16 protein-coding genes and 1 tRNA gene are annotated in these 15,435 nt (G+C 64.5%); 4 read left to right on the top strand and 13 right to left on the bottom strand.

The genetic code is table 11. The features are described 5' to 3' along the window. Positions 1–147 precede the first annotated feature (147 nt). Entirely contained in the window at positions 148–1,533 is a 1,386-nt protein-coding gene (locus ACW18C_RS08090) for an SPFH domain-containing protein (RefSeq protein WP_492073924.1), read from the top strand. A 485-nt stretch (positions 1,534–2,018) separates the two neighbouring features. Here ACW18C_RS08090 and ACW18C_RS08085 read toward each other — a convergent pair whose 3' ends face one another. From ACW18C_RS08085 to ACW18C_RS08065, 5 genes are read right to left on the bottom strand one after another with little or no spacing between them, the layout of a single operon-like run. Next, entirely contained in the window at positions 2,019–2,813 is a 795-nt protein-coding gene (locus ACW18C_RS08085) for an MBL fold metallo-hydrolase (protein WP_492073923.1), read from the bottom strand. Beyond that, positions 2,810–3,592 carry a TatD family hydrolase gene (locus ACW18C_RS08080; RefSeq protein ID WP_492073921.1) on the bottom strand — a complete coding sequence of 261 codons (783 nt, stop codon included), beginning with the start codon at positions 3,590–3,592 and terminating at the stop codon, positions 2,810–2,812. The genes ACW18C_RS08085 and ACW18C_RS08080 overlap by 4 nt, the downstream gene beginning before the upstream one ends. Beyond that, entirely contained in the window at positions 3,592–4,584 is a 993-nt protein-coding gene (locus ACW18C_RS08075; protein WP_492073920.1) for a DNA polymerase III subunit delta', read from the bottom strand. The genes ACW18C_RS08080 and ACW18C_RS08075 overlap by 1 nt, the downstream gene beginning before the upstream one ends. Continuing rightward, positions 4,581–5,213, bottom strand: coding sequence for a dTMP kinase (tmk, locus tag ACW18C_RS08070; protein WP_492073919.1), 633 nt, complete (start codon positions 5,211–5,213; stop codon positions 4,581–4,583). Before tmk ends, ACW18C_RS08075 begins: the two co-directional genes overlap by 4 nt. Before the next feature lie 49 nt (positions 5,214–5,262). Continuing rightward, the gene (locus ACW18C_RS08065) at positions 5,263–6,075 is read right to left on the bottom strand and encodes a septal ring lytic transglycosylase RlpA family protein (protein ID WP_492073917.1); all 813 of its coding nucleotides are present in this window, start codon (positions 6,073–6,075) and stop codon (positions 5,263–5,265) included. Between the two features lie 108 nt (positions 6,076–6,183). On the opposite strand from ACW18C_RS08065, the gene ACW18C_RS08060 reads away from it, so the two are divergent. The 3 genes from ACW18C_RS08060 (at position 6,184) to ACW18C_RS08050 (ending at position 7,690) form a co-directional block, all read left to right on the top strand. Then, positions 6,184–6,273, top strand: a tRNA-Ser gene (locus ACW18C_RS08060). Positions 6,274–6,513: 240 nt separating this feature from the next. Further along, positions 6,514–7,188, top strand: a complete 675-nt coding sequence (locus ACW18C_RS08055; RefSeq protein ID WP_492073915.1) for a TetR/AcrR family transcriptional regulator — start codon at positions 6,514–6,516, stop codon at positions 7,186–7,188. A 4-nt stretch (positions 7,189–7,192) separates the two neighbouring features. Beyond that, positions 7,193–7,690 (top strand): DUF8051 family protein, encoded by a 498-nt coding sequence (locus ACW18C_RS08050; RefSeq protein ID WP_492073913.1) that lies wholly within the window; start codon positions 7,193–7,195, stop codon positions 7,688–7,690. A gap of 240 nt (positions 7,691–7,930) precedes the next feature. On the opposite strand, the gene ACW18C_RS08045 is transcribed toward ACW18C_RS08050, so the two are convergent. The 8 genes from ACW18C_RS08045 to cyoA all read right to left on the bottom strand — a co-directional run bounded on the left by ACW18C_RS08045 (position 7,931) and on the right by cyoA (position 15,415). Further along, positions 7,931–8,437, bottom strand: a complete 507-nt coding sequence (locus ACW18C_RS08045) for a ClbS/DfsB family four-helix bundle protein (RefSeq protein WP_492073911.1) — start codon at positions 8,435–8,437, stop codon at positions 7,931–7,933. 90 nt (positions 8,438–8,527) lie between these two features. Next, positions 8,528–9,064 (bottom strand): response regulator transcription factor, encoded by a 537-nt coding sequence (locus ACW18C_RS08040; RefSeq protein ID WP_008264133.1) that lies wholly within the window; start codon positions 9,062–9,064, stop codon positions 8,528–8,530. Next, the gene (locus ACW18C_RS08035; protein ID WP_492073908.1) at positions 9,057–10,388 is read right to left on the bottom strand and encodes an ATP-binding protein; all 1,332 of its coding nucleotides are present in this window, start codon (positions 10,386–10,388) and stop codon (positions 9,057–9,059) included. Before ACW18C_RS08035 ends, ACW18C_RS08040 begins: the two co-directional genes overlap by 8 nt. Next, complete coding sequence (locus ACW18C_RS08030; protein WP_492073906.1) at positions 10,385–11,065, bottom strand: SURF1 family protein; 681 nt, start codon at positions 11,063–11,065, stop codon at positions 10,385–10,387. The genes ACW18C_RS08035 and ACW18C_RS08030 overlap by 4 nt, the downstream gene beginning before the upstream one ends. A 90-nt stretch (positions 11,066–11,155) precedes the next feature. Continuing rightward, positions 11,156–11,551, bottom strand: a complete 396-nt coding sequence (cyoD, locus tag ACW18C_RS08025) for a cytochrome o ubiquinol oxidase subunit IV (RefSeq protein WP_035306277.1) — start codon at positions 11,549–11,551, stop codon at positions 11,156–11,158. After that, a complete protein-coding gene (gene cyoC, locus ACW18C_RS08020; RefSeq protein WP_292148705.1) occupies positions 11,548–12,171 on the bottom strand; it encodes a cytochrome o ubiquinol oxidase subunit III in 624 nt (207 codons plus the stop codon). Before cyoC ends, cyoD begins: the two co-directional genes overlap by 4 nt. A gap of 3 nt (positions 12,172–12,174) precedes the next feature. Continuing rightward, the gene (gene cyoB, locus ACW18C_RS08015; RefSeq protein ID WP_040349468.1) at positions 12,175–14,178 is read right to left on the bottom strand and encodes a cytochrome o ubiquinol oxidase subunit I; all 2,004 of its coding nucleotides are present in this window, start codon (positions 14,176–14,178) and stop codon (positions 12,175–12,177) included. Positions 14,179–14,191: 13 nt separating this feature from the next. Further along, positions 14,192–15,415 carry a ubiquinol oxidase subunit II gene (gene cyoA, locus ACW18C_RS08010; protein WP_492073903.1) on the bottom strand — a complete coding sequence of 408 codons (1,224 nt, stop codon included), beginning with the start codon at positions 15,413–15,415 and terminating at the stop codon, positions 14,192–14,194. Positions 15,416–15,435 lie beyond the last annotated feature (20 nt).

Below are 15,435 nucleotides of genomic sequence, written 5' to 3'. Positions count from 1 at the left end.
CAAACCGACCGCCACCCCTGCCATTCGCGATGTCCAGCCTTGGGCGCCGGCCGCCGCCACCCGCCTAGCCGGCGGCTGAACAGCCTCTCGCAATAGTTGCGCCCCACGGCCTTTATGGACATAGTCCGGCCAGTATCGGGGGACCACATGAACATCTACATCATCGCCGGCGGCGTAGCGCTCGGCGTCTTCGTCATTGGATTCCTGATCGCGCTGGTTCTGCGCCGGGTGGTCCCGACCAACGAAGTTCACATCGTCCAGCGCGGGCGGTCTCGCGTCAGCTACGGCGCCAGTCAGTCGGCTGGAAACGTCTACTACGAGTGGCCGGCCTTCCTGCCCAGGATCGGCGTCCTGGTGACCAAGTTCCCGGTCTCCATATTTGACGTGAACCTGAAAGACTACGAAGCCTACGACACCGGGCGCCTACCGTTCCGGGTGGACGTGCAGGCGTTCATGCGGATCGCAAAGTCGGACACGGCGGCGGAAAAGGTCGCCAATTTCGACGAGCTGCAACATCAGCTCTCCGGCATCCTTCAGGGCGCCGTCCGGAATGTGCTGGCCACCCACAAGCTCGAAGACATCCTCGAAGCCCGATCAACTCTGGCCGAGGCCTTTACCGCCCAGGTGGACAATCAGCTTCAGGCGTGGGGCGTCGAGACGGTAAAAAACATCGAGTTCATGGACATCCGCGACAGCGCCAACTCGCAGGTCATCGCCAACATCATGGCGAAGGAGAAATCCCGCATTGATCGCGAGAGCCGCGAGGCCGTGGCGATGAACAGCCAGTTTGCCCAGACCAAGGAGATCGAGGCCCAACGCATCGTCGAGGTGAACAAGCAGGATGCTCTGCAGCAAGTCGGAATGCGGACGGCCGAGCAGGAGAAGCAGGTCGGTATCGCCAAGCAGGTCGCCGAGCAGCAAGTTCTGGTCGCCCAGAGGGACACCACCGAACGTGAAATGGATGTGAAGCTGGTCGCCGATACGCGCTCCGCCGACATCGCCAAGGGGGTCGCGGAAGTTCAGGCCGCGCAGGAGCGCGAGGTCACGATCATCCGGGCGGAGGGGCAGCGCCGACAGCAGGTCATCGCCGCAGAGGCTGAACGTCAACGGCTGGAGCTGGTCGCGCAAGGAACCCTGGCCCAGCAGAAGCTCGACGCCGAAGGATTGCTGGCGCAGGGCCAGAGCCGCGCCGAAGCCGAGCGGCTCCTGCTTCTGGCGCCGGTCTCGACGCAGATCGAACTCGCCAAGGAGATCGGCGGCAACGACGGCTACCAGACCTACTTGGTGCGCGTGGAGCAGATCAAAGCCGGGCAGGCCGTGGGTGTCGCCCAGGCTGAGGCCCTGAGCGCCGCCGACATCAAGGTGATCGTGACCGGCGGCGACGTGCCCCAGGGTATGAATAGCATCACCGACGTGTTCAGCGCGCGGGGCGGCCAAGCCCTGGGAGCGATGCTGGAGGGGCTGGCTCAGACAGACGCCGGCAAGGCCGTGGTGGAGCGGGCAACGAAGGGCTCTGCAAAGCTCAGAGAGTAGCGTCGTACAGGTCCGTTCGGCCGCCGACGGCGATGTCAGTCAGTAACACGTCGGATTCCCACCGCGAACAGATGTCCAGCACGTCCGCTTTCCAGCGCGGCCCTGCTGACTGCAAATGTGAGGAGAGAGGTTCGTATAGATGAACCAAGGACGGCAAACGAAGCTCTCCCCTCCTAATCTCCCGAACTGAACCTAATCATTTCAATGCCCTAACGCGCCCGAACGGCCATTGACCTACCACGCTCTCAAACCGTGCTAGCCTCGTCGTCCGGTCTTTGACATCGGGCGCGCGCCGCAACCCGCCTGCGACGTCCGCCCCTCACGACGCCGCAGCAGATGCTTCCTGGCGCATTTAGCGCATTTGGCGCCTTGTTTTCGCGCCAAACCGACCGGCCTCAGCCGATCATAAAGCCACCGCGGTCGCCCATGGCGCATTGGCGGTTTGGCGGTTTGTCACCCTGTTTTTACGACAGGCCTGCCAAAACTCAGCCGATTATGCAGCGCCAGCCGTCGAACCCGACCTCGACATTGGCCGGAACAATCGCCGACAGTTCCTTGTAATCCATGTCGATATGCAGGTTCGTCAGCACCGCCCGCTCGACGTCCGCCGCCGCAATCCACTCCAGCGTCCGGTCCAGATGGGCATGGGTCGGATGGGGGGTGTAGCGCAGGGCGTCGACGATCCAGACCTGACACCCGGCCACCGCACGGATCGCCGCCTCGTCCAGGTCCGACACGTCGCTGGAATAGGCCATGTCGCCCAGCCGATAGCCGACCGACCGGATCGGGCCGTGCTCCTGATCAAAGGTCACGACCGGGATGGCGCCCCCCGGCCCCTCCACCGACCAGGCCGTCCCGTGCGGTGGAATGACCTGGGCGTCCAGCAGCGGCGGATAGCCGAACTTGCTCTCGAAGATATAGTCGAACCGGTGCGACAGGGACGTCAGGGTCGCCTCGTCCATCCAGGCCGGGATCCGCTTGCGCGCCCGCGTGGCGAAGGTCCGCAGGTCGTCAATCCCATGGGTCTGGTCCGCATGGTCGTGGGTATAGAGGACGGCGTCCACATGCCGGGTCCCGCTGGCCAGCATCTGTTCGCGCAGATCTGGCGAGGTGTCGATCAGCACATTGGTCGTCCCCTCCGGCCCGGTCTTCCGCGCCAGCATCGAGCAGCGCGTCCGCCGGTTCCTCGGCTCGGCCGGGTCGCACACGCCCCAGTCCCCGTCGCCCCGCGGCACCCCGCCCGAGGATCCGCTGCCCAGGATGACGACTTCGAAGCTCATGCCGATCTCGGTATCCGGTCAAAGAGGCCGAAGAAGGCCTCGGTGGTTCTCAGGTCCGCCTCCTCAGCGCTCCAGCCCCGGATCTCGGCCAGCTTGTCCAGCACATGGCGGATATAGGCCGGTTCGTTGCGCCGCCCCCGATGCGGGATGGGCGCCAGATAGGGGCAGTCGGTCTCGACGATTATACGCTCGGCCGGCATGTCCCGGATCACCGCCCGCACATCCTCGGCCGCCTTGAAGGTGGCGATCCCCGAGACCGAGAACCAGGCCCCAAGTTCCGCAGCGATTCCCGCCAGTTCCGCCCCGCTGGTGTAGCAGTGCATCAGCATCTTGAACGGCCCGGCGGCGTGCTCCTCCTTCAGGATCGCCCCCATGACCTCATCCGCCTCGCGGGTATGGATCACCAGCGGCAGCCCCGTCGCACGCGCCGCCGCCACATGCTGGCGGAACACCGCCGCCTGGATCTCGCGCGGGCTGAAGTCATAGTGGAAGTCCAGCCCGCACTCGCCGATCCCGACCACCTTGGGCCGCTGCGCCAGGTCGATCAGGGTCGCCGCCGTCAGATCCGCCGCATCCTTGGCCTCGTGCGGATGGACCCCGACCGTGCACCAGATGTCGGGGTTGGCCATGGCGATCCCATGGGTCGCTTCAAAGGTGGTCAGCTTGTCGGAGATCTCGACCATCAGGCCGACCCCGGCCTCGCGCGCCCGGGCGATCACCGCGTCCCGGTCCTCGTCGAACTGGGGCGCATGCAGGTTCACATGACTGTCGATCAGCATCAGCCCATCCGCGCCTGCTGGGCCTGGACCCGCCTTAAGTCCGCCAGCGCTCCGGCCAGCACATCGGCCTTGTCCAGGTTCAGCCCCGCCGCCCGCTCCGGCAAGGGCTGCAGCCGCTCCCACAGCTCGGCCCAACGGTTGCCTGCGCCGGCCGGGCTGCTCAGGGCCCGCATCCGCACCGCCGCGATCAGCCGGTCCATCAGGGTCTCGAACCGCTCCTGGCCTTCCGCGCCCCGGAACTTGTCGGCGATGGCCAGGGCCTCGGCCCGGTCCACATCCCCCTCGACCCAGCGCCGCGCCAACTGATCCATCTCGAAGGTCGCTCCCGACGCCAGGGCCAGGGCCGCGCCCGGCGATCCGCCCGCCATGGCCGCCGCATGCTCGGCCTCCTCCGGCTCGGCTCCCGTCCGGTTCCGCACCAGGGTCTCCAGCCGCTCCGGCGTCCAGATGGGGAAGCTCAGCCGCCGGCAGCGCGACCGGATCGTGGCCAGCAGCCGCCCCGGCGCGTGGGTCACCAGGAACAGCACCCCCCGCTCGGGCGGCTCCTCCAGAACCTTCAGCAAGGCGTTGGCCGCATTGATGTTCAGGTCGTCCGCCGCATCGATGATCGCCACCCGGTGCTGGGCCTGCGACGGGCTCTTGGAGAAGAACTCGGGCAGGTCGCGCGACTGGTCGACCGAGATCGACTTCTTGGTCTTTCCGCCCTCGACCAGCCGTTCCAGCACCAGCAGGTCGGGATGGGACTGGGCCGAGATCAGCCGGCTGACCGGATCCTCGCGCCGCGCGCCCAACGGACCGCGCCCCGGATCGGCCGCCGCCCCCAGCAGCCGACGCGCCGCGCGATAGGCGAAGGTCGCCTTGCCTGTCCCCTCGACCCCGCACAACAGCCAGGCATGGTGCAGCCGCCCCCGCTCCCAAGCGTCCAGAAAGGCCGCTTCCGCCGCCGCATCAGGGACCAGGTCGAACCGGTCGCGGGGATGATCGTCGCTCACAGCAACCGGTCCTGGACCGCCCGCCAAACCCGCGCCTCGACCTCGTCCAACGATCCCACGGCGTCGATCAGCAAACACCGCTCAGGATGGGCCTCGACGATCCGCAGGAAGCCCTCACGCAGTCGCTTATGGAACTCCAGCCCCTTGGACTCGAACCGCGTCTCGAACAGGCCGCGCCCGAACGCCCGCTCCAGCCCCACCTCGACCGGCAGATCGAACACCAGGGTCAGGTCCGGCTGATCGTCCCCGACCACGCCCGCATCGATCTGCTCGATAAAGCTCGGGGCAACCCCGCCACCCGCGCCCTGATAGGCCCGGCTGCTATCGGCGAACCGGTCGCACACCACCCAGTCGCCGGCCTCCAGCGCCGGCCGGATGGTTCGCTCCAGGTGATCCGAACGCGAGGCGTACATCAGCAGGGTCTCGGTCATGGCCGACCAGGGCTCGGCGTCGGTGGCCACGACAAGGTTGCGGATCACCTCCGCCCCCTTCGACCCGCCCGGCTCGCGCGTCCGCACCACCTGGCGATCGCCCAAGACCTTTTGCAGCCGCTCGACCAGCCTCCCGACCTGAGTCGACTTGCCGGCCCCCTCGCCGCCTTCGAAGCTTATGAATTTTCCACGGGTCACGCGCCTTCATGGCGCGCGCGGCCCGCCGGACGCAAGCCCGTGCGCGCGATCAACTGCCCGATATCAACAGGGCGCCGACATAACCCTTCGCCATGACGGATTGGCGCGCAGCCTCGGCCGCGTCGGCGCTCTCCCAAGGACCGACCACGACATTATACCGCCCTCCATTCCGGTCGGCGCGCACCCATCCGCTCAAATGCTCCGCGATTCGGCTCGCCTCGCCCTGGTCCGAGAAAGTCCCCGCCTGCACCCAGAAGCTCGCGACCTCCGCGGCGACAGCCACCTGAGGGGGCGCGGGAATGAGCGCCGGCGTCGGCCCTGTCGACCGGGTCGGCGCATCCGCGCGCAGGATCGTCCCGCCGCCCTGGCGAGGCGCGCGCCCCAGGTACCGGACCCGCACCCGCCCGACGCCCTGGGACAACATCCCCAACTCCTGCGCCGCCTCGCGCGACAGGTCGATGATCCGGCTGTCCACGAACGGCCCCCGATCATTGACCCGCACCACCAGCCGGCGGCCGTTCTCCAGATTGGTGACCTCAACCAGTCCCGGCAGCGGCAGGGTCTTATGGGCCGCCGTCAACTGGTGCATGTCAAACCGCTCGCCGCTGGAGGTCGGCCGTCCGTTGAAGGCGTCGCCGTACCAGGAGGCCATACCGACCTCCTCGTAGTCCGGCTGCTCCTTGGGCGTGTACCAGCGTCCGCGCACCTGATAGGGCCGCATCGTCCCCGAAACGATCGGCGCCGGATCCTTGACCACAGGAATTCCGCTCGCGCCGCCTTTACCGCCGACGGTCGAACAGGCCGCCAGCAGCGAGAACAGGCCCAGGATCAGGCCGCTGCGCATCCATTGTCCGGTCGTCATCGGTCGCACCTCGCCTCGATCCTCAAAAACAGGATGACCGAAGACATTTCCGCTTTGGTTAATGCGCCGTTCGCCTGCTATGGCGTCCGCCTCCGCTCAGCGCGGCAAGGAAGTGTGGCCGAGTGGTTTAAGGCACTGGTCTTGAAAACCAGCGACGGTGAGAGCCGTCCGTGGGTTCGAATCCCACCGCTTCCGCCAGCCCCGCCGATTCTACGCCATCGTGCGATATTGCGCGCTACAGCGGCCCTATTGCCGTCGATTGCCGTTCATTTCGTTGCGACCGACCAGTTTCCTGGCCTGATCCTTTGTGGCCAAATTCGCGGTAAGCAGACACGCTCCTCCACCCGAATGACCGACCCGTTATTGGTAGGCTGGACATATTTAGACCGTCGGTCTAAATATGCTTGAGCGACCGCGGTTGGTATGACGGATCGTCCCATGGATCAGCGACTTCAGGCACGTGTGCGACTGCGGCAACTTCCCGCTCAGCAACGCGCCGCCTGGCTCGATATAGCAGAAGAGGAATTCAGGGCGCTCGGGTTCGAGGGCGCGTCGATGAACCGAATTCTAACGCGTGCCGCGCTCAGCAAGGGGCAGGCCTATTATTACTTCGCGGACAAGGGCGAACTCTATCGCGCCGTCATTGAACGCGCCATCACCGAACTTGCGGGCTTGATTGACGCGAGCCCGGTTCAGCCAGGGTCCGTTGCCGATTACTGGCAACAGACCGCCGCACTCTTTGGCCACGTGACGGCGGTCCTCAAGCAGAACGACCGCTTGGCGGAGTTGGGACGTGGCATCTATCGGGAAGCAGCGGCACAGGCCGCCATCGCGGATCTGCTCGATGCTCTCCATACCCAATTTGCGCGGCTGATCGAAACTGGACAACAGATCGGCGCCATCCGCTCGGACTTGCCGCTTGCCTTGCTGACGGAGATGGCCTTCGCGGCCGCGCGGGAGGCCGACCGTTGGTTCGCCCTGAACGCGCAAACACTTCACCCCCAGGACGCGCGCGCCATCAACCACCGTGTGTTCAGCATGTTCACAGCGATGCTCGCGCCAAGCGATGGCGGCGACACATCGGCGCAAGCCTCCAAATCGTACAAGGAATAGTCCAATGCCAAGTTCCCGCCTCGTCATCGCAACGCTCTTGGTCGCATCCGCCCTGAATCTGGCGCTGATGGTTCCCGGGGGATTCGTTGAAACGCGAGATTTCAGTGCCTATCCATCCATTGTGCTCGGCGCATTCAACGTGTTTTTGACGGTGCTTGGTTTGGGTAGCCTTGTACTCGCCTATACCGTCACGAAAGCGGGCAGAGGATGCGGCTGGTCCGCGCTGGCGGGTTTCGCCTTCGTCGGCGTCTACCTGCTCGATCTCGGCCGTATTTTTCCCGTGCCGTCCAACCCGATGTCGATGCTCCTGGCAGCGCTGGAATGGATCGGCACAGGACTGGGCGTCGTTCTCGCCACCGCCTCGCTTATTCTATCTCGGCACACCACGGCGAACTCGGCGCCCGCAGTCACGCCATTATTGCCCAGGCCGGTCATATTCGGCCTTGTCCTTCTGGCGCTGATCATTGTCGCTTTTGCGACCAAATCCGCGATGGGCATTTAGGGCGGGTTCCGAGAAAATTGCGGCATAAAATTCGACTAAATGCGCAGGTCACATCCAATGCCAAGGCGGCGTTAGAGGGCTATAGCGTAGACGTAGTGCTCATCATCGTCGGGCGTGGCCCGCCATCCTGTCGATTTTACGCTATGATGCGATGTTGTGCGCGATAGCTACGCACACGCCGCCCCTTTTCCGCACCGTCGATCCGCGCTTGTCGATAGGCCTGCCGACAAGACCGAGTTTTCAGTCTTGCGCCTTCTGCCACGCCCGAATTCGGGCTCGGGCATTGGCGTAAGCGGATGAGGTATTAAACTGAATCATACGTCCCTTGGTCCATTTCCCGTACCAAGCGCCGCCATACAGTTCCTCATCTGACCGGGCCGTGATCGTCACCATCAGTCCTGTCTTCGCATCCTCCAGACGGGCGAGCAATTCAGGCCATTCGATTGCGTTGCAATCGGCGTAGAATTTCTGCGCCAGCAGGCCGAGTTGGTTCCATTTGAAACCGGCCTCGGGATAGTCAACCGGTTCATCCCGGTCGTCACGATCCAGCCATTTCAGAACCAACTCGTTCCATCCGACCAGATAGGCCACCAGATCGGCCGGGCTCATGGTGGTTCCGTCGGCATGCCCCTTCATCGTGGCCTCACGTGCGCGGTTCGGCGGAATTTCCGCCAAATCCGCCATCAGCTTTGCGAACGTGGTCGTAATGGCGGTCAGCAATTCCATCTTTGAGGTTGGAACAGCCATAAGGCTCCTTCCCATGTAAGCATCGATCTTCGAAATGATCCGCCCAACTCGGCCGGCCATTTGCCGAGCGATCGCCCTGACCGCCCCCTTTCAGGTCACGCGACGCTTCTCAAGTTTCCGGGCCAGGGTGCGGCGGTGCATGCCGAGACGCCGGGCGGCTTCGGAGATGTTGAAGTCCGTCTCCACCAGGGTCTCGTGAATACGTTCCCATTCCAGGGTCTTGATCGAGGTGGGACGGCTGGTCAGGGGCGTCGCCGCGTCGCCCGACGCCTTGCCGAAGGCGGCTTCGATGTCATCGGTGCTGGCCGGCTTGGCCAGATAGTGACGGGCGCCCAGTTTGATCGCCTCCACGGCCGTGGCGATACTGGCGAAGCCGGTCAGGACGACGATGTTCATGTCGGCGTCAAAGGCGCGAAGGGTCGAGACGCACCCCAGGCCCGACGCGCCGCCCAGTTTGAGATCGACCACGGCGAAGCCCGGCCGGTGAATTTTCAGCACCTCGGCCATCTGATCGGGGCCGTCCGCGCTGACCACCGTATACCCCCGCCGTTCGAAGGACTTGCGCAGGGTGCGCGAAAAGGATTCGTCGTCCTCGACGATCAACAGGGTCGGGGTTTCATCAGTCATCGGACATCTCCTGCGGCGCCAGGGCGGCGATGGGGAGGATCAACCGCACCTCGCCGCCGCCAGCTGGGGGATTGGACGCTTCAACCGCGCCGCCCAGCGAACGCATCACATTCACCAGAAGAAACAAGCCCAAACCCGCGCCGGGGCGATCCTTCGTCGAATTATAGGGTTTGCCCAGCCGCTCCAGAATCGTGGCGGGAAAGCCGGGCCCATTGTCGCGGATCGCAAATTCCAGCTGCCCGTCGCGAACGACCGGGGACACGAAGATGCGGCGGGCCCCCGCCTCCACCGCATTGTCGAACAGGACGCCGAAGACCTGACGCAGGGCGGGGTCGGCGATGACGCTCGGATCGGGTCCGGTCCATGCCGTGACCTCGACCCGGACACGGGCGTCACGGGCGCTCCAGCCCTGAACCACCTCGTTCAGAAACCGGCCCATGGTCGTGCGCACCGGCGCCTGGCCTCTCGCCTCGCCCGCCGACATCAGGATGCCAGTGACGATGGCCTTGCAGCGTTCGACCTCGGCCTGCATCACGTCCATGTCCTGCTTCAGGTCCGCGTCGGCCTTCAGCATCGGCATCCTTCGCCAGTCGCTCAATATGACCGACAGCGACGCCAGGGGCGTACCCAGTTCGTGCGCCGCCCCCGAAGCCAGCAGGCCCATGCGCACGATGTGATCCTGTTCCGTCGCCTGCTGGCGCACATCGGCGACATAGGCGTCGCGGGCGCGCAGATTGTCGTTGATCCGCGTCATGAACAGCACCAGCAGCACCGCCATCAGCAGGAAACAGATCAGGCTGCCCTGCATATAGAGGCTCAACAGAGCGTCCTCGCTGTCGGGCGGCAGGTTCAGCGGCCGGTTGAATACGCCAAGGCCGGCGAAACACAGACTGGTGACGCCGATCAGCGACCAGGCGTAGACGGGGGCCAGGAGCACCGCGCCGAGCACGACCTGCAGCAGATAGAGGGCCACGAACGGATTGGCCGCGCCGCCGGTGAGGAAAAGCTGCCACGTCAGGGCCGCGACATCGGCCAGCAGGGCCAGCATGAGTTCCTGATCCGAGATGGCGTCCCGGCGCTGCGTCAGCGGGACGCTGACCAGATTGACCAGGGCCAGGCCGGCGGGTGCGATCAGCAGCCAGAAGACCGGCAGGCGGATGCCCATGACAAAATGGACCAGCAGTATGGTGGCGACCTGACCGGCGACGGCCAGCCAGCGCAACTGGATCAGCAGGCGAAGATTTCGCCGGTTCGCGGTTTCCTGCGACACCGCCGTCTCGCGCCAGTCGCCGATGCCCAGCAGGCGTTGAAGCGTCTTGGTCATTGCGCGGATCGACGGCGCCGGACTTCGCGGGCCACGAGCCAGAAGCCGACAAGGGTCATCAGGGCCATGCCGAACCAGGTCAGGGCGTAGACGAGATGGCTATTGGGAAATTTCACGATGGTCAGACCGCCCCTGGGCCAGCCGTCGGGATTGGGCGTCGCGTCGGCGTCTATGAAATAGGGCGCGACATTCGACAGCCCCCGGGCCGCAGCGATGGCCGCAATGTCGCGAGAGTACCAGCGGTCGCCCGCCGGGTCATTCGTGCGCAGAAAACCGCCCCTGGGTTCGGTGATGCGCAACAGGCCGGTCACCTGTTGTTCGCCCGTCGCCTGCCCGCCCGGTCGATCCTTTTGCAAACGACGCTGTGGCGTGACGAAGCCCCGATTGATCAGGATTGTGGCGCCGGCGTCGGTCTGCAGCGGCGTCATGACCCAGAATCCGGCGCCGTAATCCGTGACGGCCTGAACCAGGGTCTCCCGGTCATGTCGAAAAACGCCCCGCGCCGTGACGCGACGATACTGGTCCGTCTCTCTCGACACCGTCGACCAGGCGTCCGGCTCCGGCGCGGGTTGCGGCGCGGCGTGCACCCTCGCTTCGACCTGGGCGATCAGGTCGGTCTTCCACGCCAGTCGCTGCAACTGCCATCCGCCCAGGGCGACGAAGCCCGCAAACAGCAACGCCGCGCCGAAGCCGGCCCAGAACAGGGTCGGCGACAGACGCGGCGCGATTGGGCCTTGGGCCTTGATGGCGATCTCCCGGGCCTGTCCTCAGGAGGACATCTGGCTCATTTCGTGGGTGGCGGGCATCATGTTGGTGTTCAGGTGGTACATCACCCACAGCGAACCCGACAGGGCGATGACCACCACGATGATCGTGAAGATCAGGGCCAGCATGGTCCAGCCGCCCTCCGACTTGGAGTTCATGTGCAGGAAGTAGATCATGTGGACCACGATCTGCACCACGGCGAACGCCATGACGATCAGGGCCGTCGCCTGGGGCGGCAAGGCGCCGGTCATCACCAGGGCGAACGGGATGGCCGTCAGGATCACCGACAGCACGAAACCGATCATATAGCTCCTGAAGGAGCCGTGATTGTGCGCCTCGTGGCCCAGGTGGTCCACCTCGTGGGACTCGGGCGAGTGGTCGTTCTTGTCGGCGCTCATCGAACCATGCCCAGCAGATAGACGAAGGTGAAGACGCCGATCCAGATGACGTCGAGGAAGTGCCAGAACATCGACAGGCACATCAGGCGGCGCTTGTTGGCGGGGATCAGGCCCTTCCAGCTGACCTGAACCATCAGCGTCACCAGCCAGATGATGCCGAAGGTCACGTGCAGGCCGTGGGTGCCCACCAGGGTGAAGAAGGCAGACAGGAAGGCGCTGCGTTGCGGCGTCGCGCCTTCATGGATCAGGTGCGCGAACTCGTAGAGCTCGATTCCCAGGAAGGCCAGGCCGAACAGGCCGGTGATCGCCAGCCAGATCAGGGTCTGGGTCCTGTTGTTCTTGTCCATCGCCAGCATGGCGAAGCCGTAGGTGATCGACGAGAACAGCAGCATGGCGGTGTTGACCGCCACCAGTTCCAGGTCGAACAGCTCCTTGGGTCCCGGCCCGGCGGCGTAGTTGCCGCCCAGGACGCCGAACACGGCGAACAGCATCGCAAAGATGAGGCAGTCGCTCATCAGATAGAGCCAGAAGCCCAGCATGGTGCTGGAGCCTTCCTCGTGATGCGGCTCCTCTTCCAGATGGAAGACGTTCGGGTCGATCTCAGTCGCGGTCGCGCTCATGGATCAGGCCTCCGTTCCGGCCAGGGCGCGCGTGCGCGCCTCTTCGGTTTCGCGCACCTCATCCTCAGGGATGTAGTAGTCGCGCTTGTAGTTGAAGGTGTGGGCGATCGAGACCGCCAGCACGCCCACGAAGGTCAGGGCCGCCAGCCACCAGATGTACCAGATCAGCGCCAGACCCATCACCAGGCACAGGCCCGAGATGATGACCCCCGTGCCCGTGTTCGAGGGCATGTGGATGGCGCGATAGCCGGACAGCGGACGCTGATAGCCCTTCTTCTTCATGTCCCACCAGGCGTCGGAGTCATGAATGACCGGCGTGGAGGCGAAGTTGTAGGCGGGCGGAGGTGAAGAGGTGGCCCATTCCAGGGTGCGGCCGCCCCACGGATCGCCCGTGATGTCACGCAGCTTATCGCGATTGATGATGGAGACCGCGAACTGGATGAACATGGCCGCGATGCCCAGGGCGATGACGCCTGCGCCGATGGCGGCGATGACGAACCAGATCTGCAAGGACGGGTCGTCGAACACCCGCATCCGGCGCGTCACGCCCATGAGACCCAGGACATACAGGGGCGCGAACGCCAGCCAGAAGCCCGGCACCCAGCACCAGAAGCTGACCAGCCCCCAGAACTTGTTGAGTCTGAAGCCGAAAGCCTTGGGCCACCAGAAGTTGATGGCGGCGAACAGGCCGAACAACACGCCGCCGATGATGACGTTGTGGAAGTGGGCGACCAGGAACAGCGAGTTGTGCAGCACGAAGTCGGCCGGCGGCACGGCCAGAAGCACGCCGGTCAATCCGCCGATCACGAAGGTCAGCATGAAGGCGACCAGCCACATCATCGGCAGTTCGAAACGGATACGGCCCCGATACATGGTGAAGAGCCAGTTGAAGATCTTCGCCCCCGTCGGGATCGAGATGATCATCGTGGTGATGCCGAAGAAGGAGTTCACCGACGCGCCCGAACCCATGGTGAAGAAGTGGTGGAGCCACACCAGGTACGACAGGATCGTGATCACGACCGTCGCGTAGACCATCGAGGTGTAGCCGAACAGCTTCTTGCCCGAGAAGGTCGAGGCGACTTCCGAGAAGACGCCGAACAGCGGCAGGATCAGGATGTAGACCTCAGGGTGGCCCCAGATCCAGATCAGGTTCACGTACATCATCGGGTTGCCGCCGAAGTCGTTCGTGAAGAAGTTGGTGCCGACATAGCGGTCCAGCGTCAGCAAGGCCAGGACGGCGGTCAGGACCGGGAAGGACGCCACGATCAGGACGTTGGTGCAGAGCGACGTCCAGGTGAAGATCGGCATCTTCATCATGCCCATGCCCGGCGCCCGCATCTTCACAATGGTGGCGATCAGGTTGATCCCGGACAGGGTCGTCCCCACCCCCGCGATCTGCAGCGCCCATATGTAATAGTCCACCCCGACGCCGGGGCTGTAGCCGATGCCGGACAGCGGCGGATAGGCCAGCCAGCCCGTGCGGGCGAACTCGCCGACGAACAGCGAGGCCATGACGATGATGGCGCCGGCCGTCGTCATCCAGAAGCTGAAATTGTTGAGGAAGGGGAAGGAGACGTCGCGCGCGCCGATCTGCAGCGGCACGACATAGTTCATGATCCCCGTCACCATCGGCATGGCCACGAAGAAGATCATGATCACCCCGTGAGCGGTGAAGACCTGATCATAGTGGTGTGCGTTCAGATAGCCTTCGGACCCGCCGAACGCCATCGCCTGCTGCAGGCGCATCATGATGGCGTCGGCGAAGCCGCGCACGAACATGATCAGACCCAGGATCATGTACATGATCCCGATCTTCTTGTGGTCCACGGTCGTGAACCATTCCTTCCAGAGATAGCCCCAGAGCTTGAAATAGGTCAGGGCCCCCAGCAGGGCGACGCCGCCCAGCAGGACCACGATCATGGTCACGACCAGGATCGGCTCGTGCAATGGCAGAGCCTCGAGCGTCAACCGCCCGAAGATGAGTGGAATTAGGGTGTCAGCGTTCATCGACTGTGTTCGCTCAGGCGTTGGGGGAGGAACGGACGTCGGTCGAAACCGCCCCCGTCGATTGTTTGTCTGTGGTCAGCGACGCCATCGGCACGCCCTGGGTCAAACCCAGGCCCGACAAAGGCGCCAGGCTGACAGGGGCGCTGGCCGCGTCAAGTTCGGCCCGGCGGATGCGATCAGCGGCCGCAGCCTCGGCCTCGGCCTCGGCCTGCAGCGGCGTGCAGATGGTCATGACATAGCTGTCGTTCGAGCCGAAGATGGCCGCGTTCTTTCCGCGACCGGCGTACTTGTCATAGACCAGCGGCATGGTGTTGCGCACCGAGGCCATGGTCAGGCCGCCCTTGCGGTCGATTTCCATCATCTCGCCCATGCACATCTTGCCCGGCTCGACGCACATGTTGAGGATCGCGTCCCACAGGCCGCCGTCGACCGTGGAGAAACGCATCGCCGGCACCTTCTCGCTGGGCTTTTCCAGTTCGAGGTAACGGTCGCGATCCAGCGCCTGACCGCCCTGGCGAACCCCGGCGATCCAGCCGTCAAAGCCTGCCTGGTCCATACCGTGGAAGGCGAAACGCATGTGCGAGAAACCGTCGCCGGAATAGTTGGCCGAGAAGCCTTCATACTCGCCCGGACGGTTGATGACGGCGTGCAGCTTCGTCTCCATGCCCGGCATGGCGTAGATCTGGCCGGCCAGGGCGGGAATATAGAAGGAGTTCATCACCGAGGACGAGGTGATGTGGAAGCGGATGGGGCGATCCACAGGCGCGGCCAGTTCGTTGACGGTGGCGACGCCGTACTGCGGATAGATGAACAGCCATTTCCAATCGAGCGCGACCACATTGACCTGCAGCGGCTCAACGCTTTCGTCCACCGCCTGCCCCGGCTTGATCCGGTCGATCGGGCGGTAAGGATCGAGAAGGTGAGTGCCGGCCCAGGTCAGGGCGCCCAGGCAGATGATGATCAGCAGGGGCGCAGCCCAGATCACGACCTCCAGATGGGTCGAGTGGTCCCAGTCCGGTTGGTATTCCGCGTCCTTGTTCGACGCCCGGTATTTCCAGGCGAAGAATACGGTCAGCGCCATCACCGGAACGATGATGATCAGCATCAGCAGGGTGGAGATCATCAGCAGGTCGCCCTGCTGCTGGGCGATGTCGCCGGCGGGTTTCAGCACGACCAGATTACAGGCCGACAGAAGCGCCACCATGGGCACGAGCAGGAGTAGGCGCAGACGGCGCAAGGCGGCTCCAATCGGGAAAC

This window comes from Brevundimonas sp. FV1ye7S (assembly GCF_058680995.1).
The sequence above is the reverse complement of the archived record's forward strand: the minus strand, read 5'-3'. Positions and strand labels throughout refer to the sequence as shown.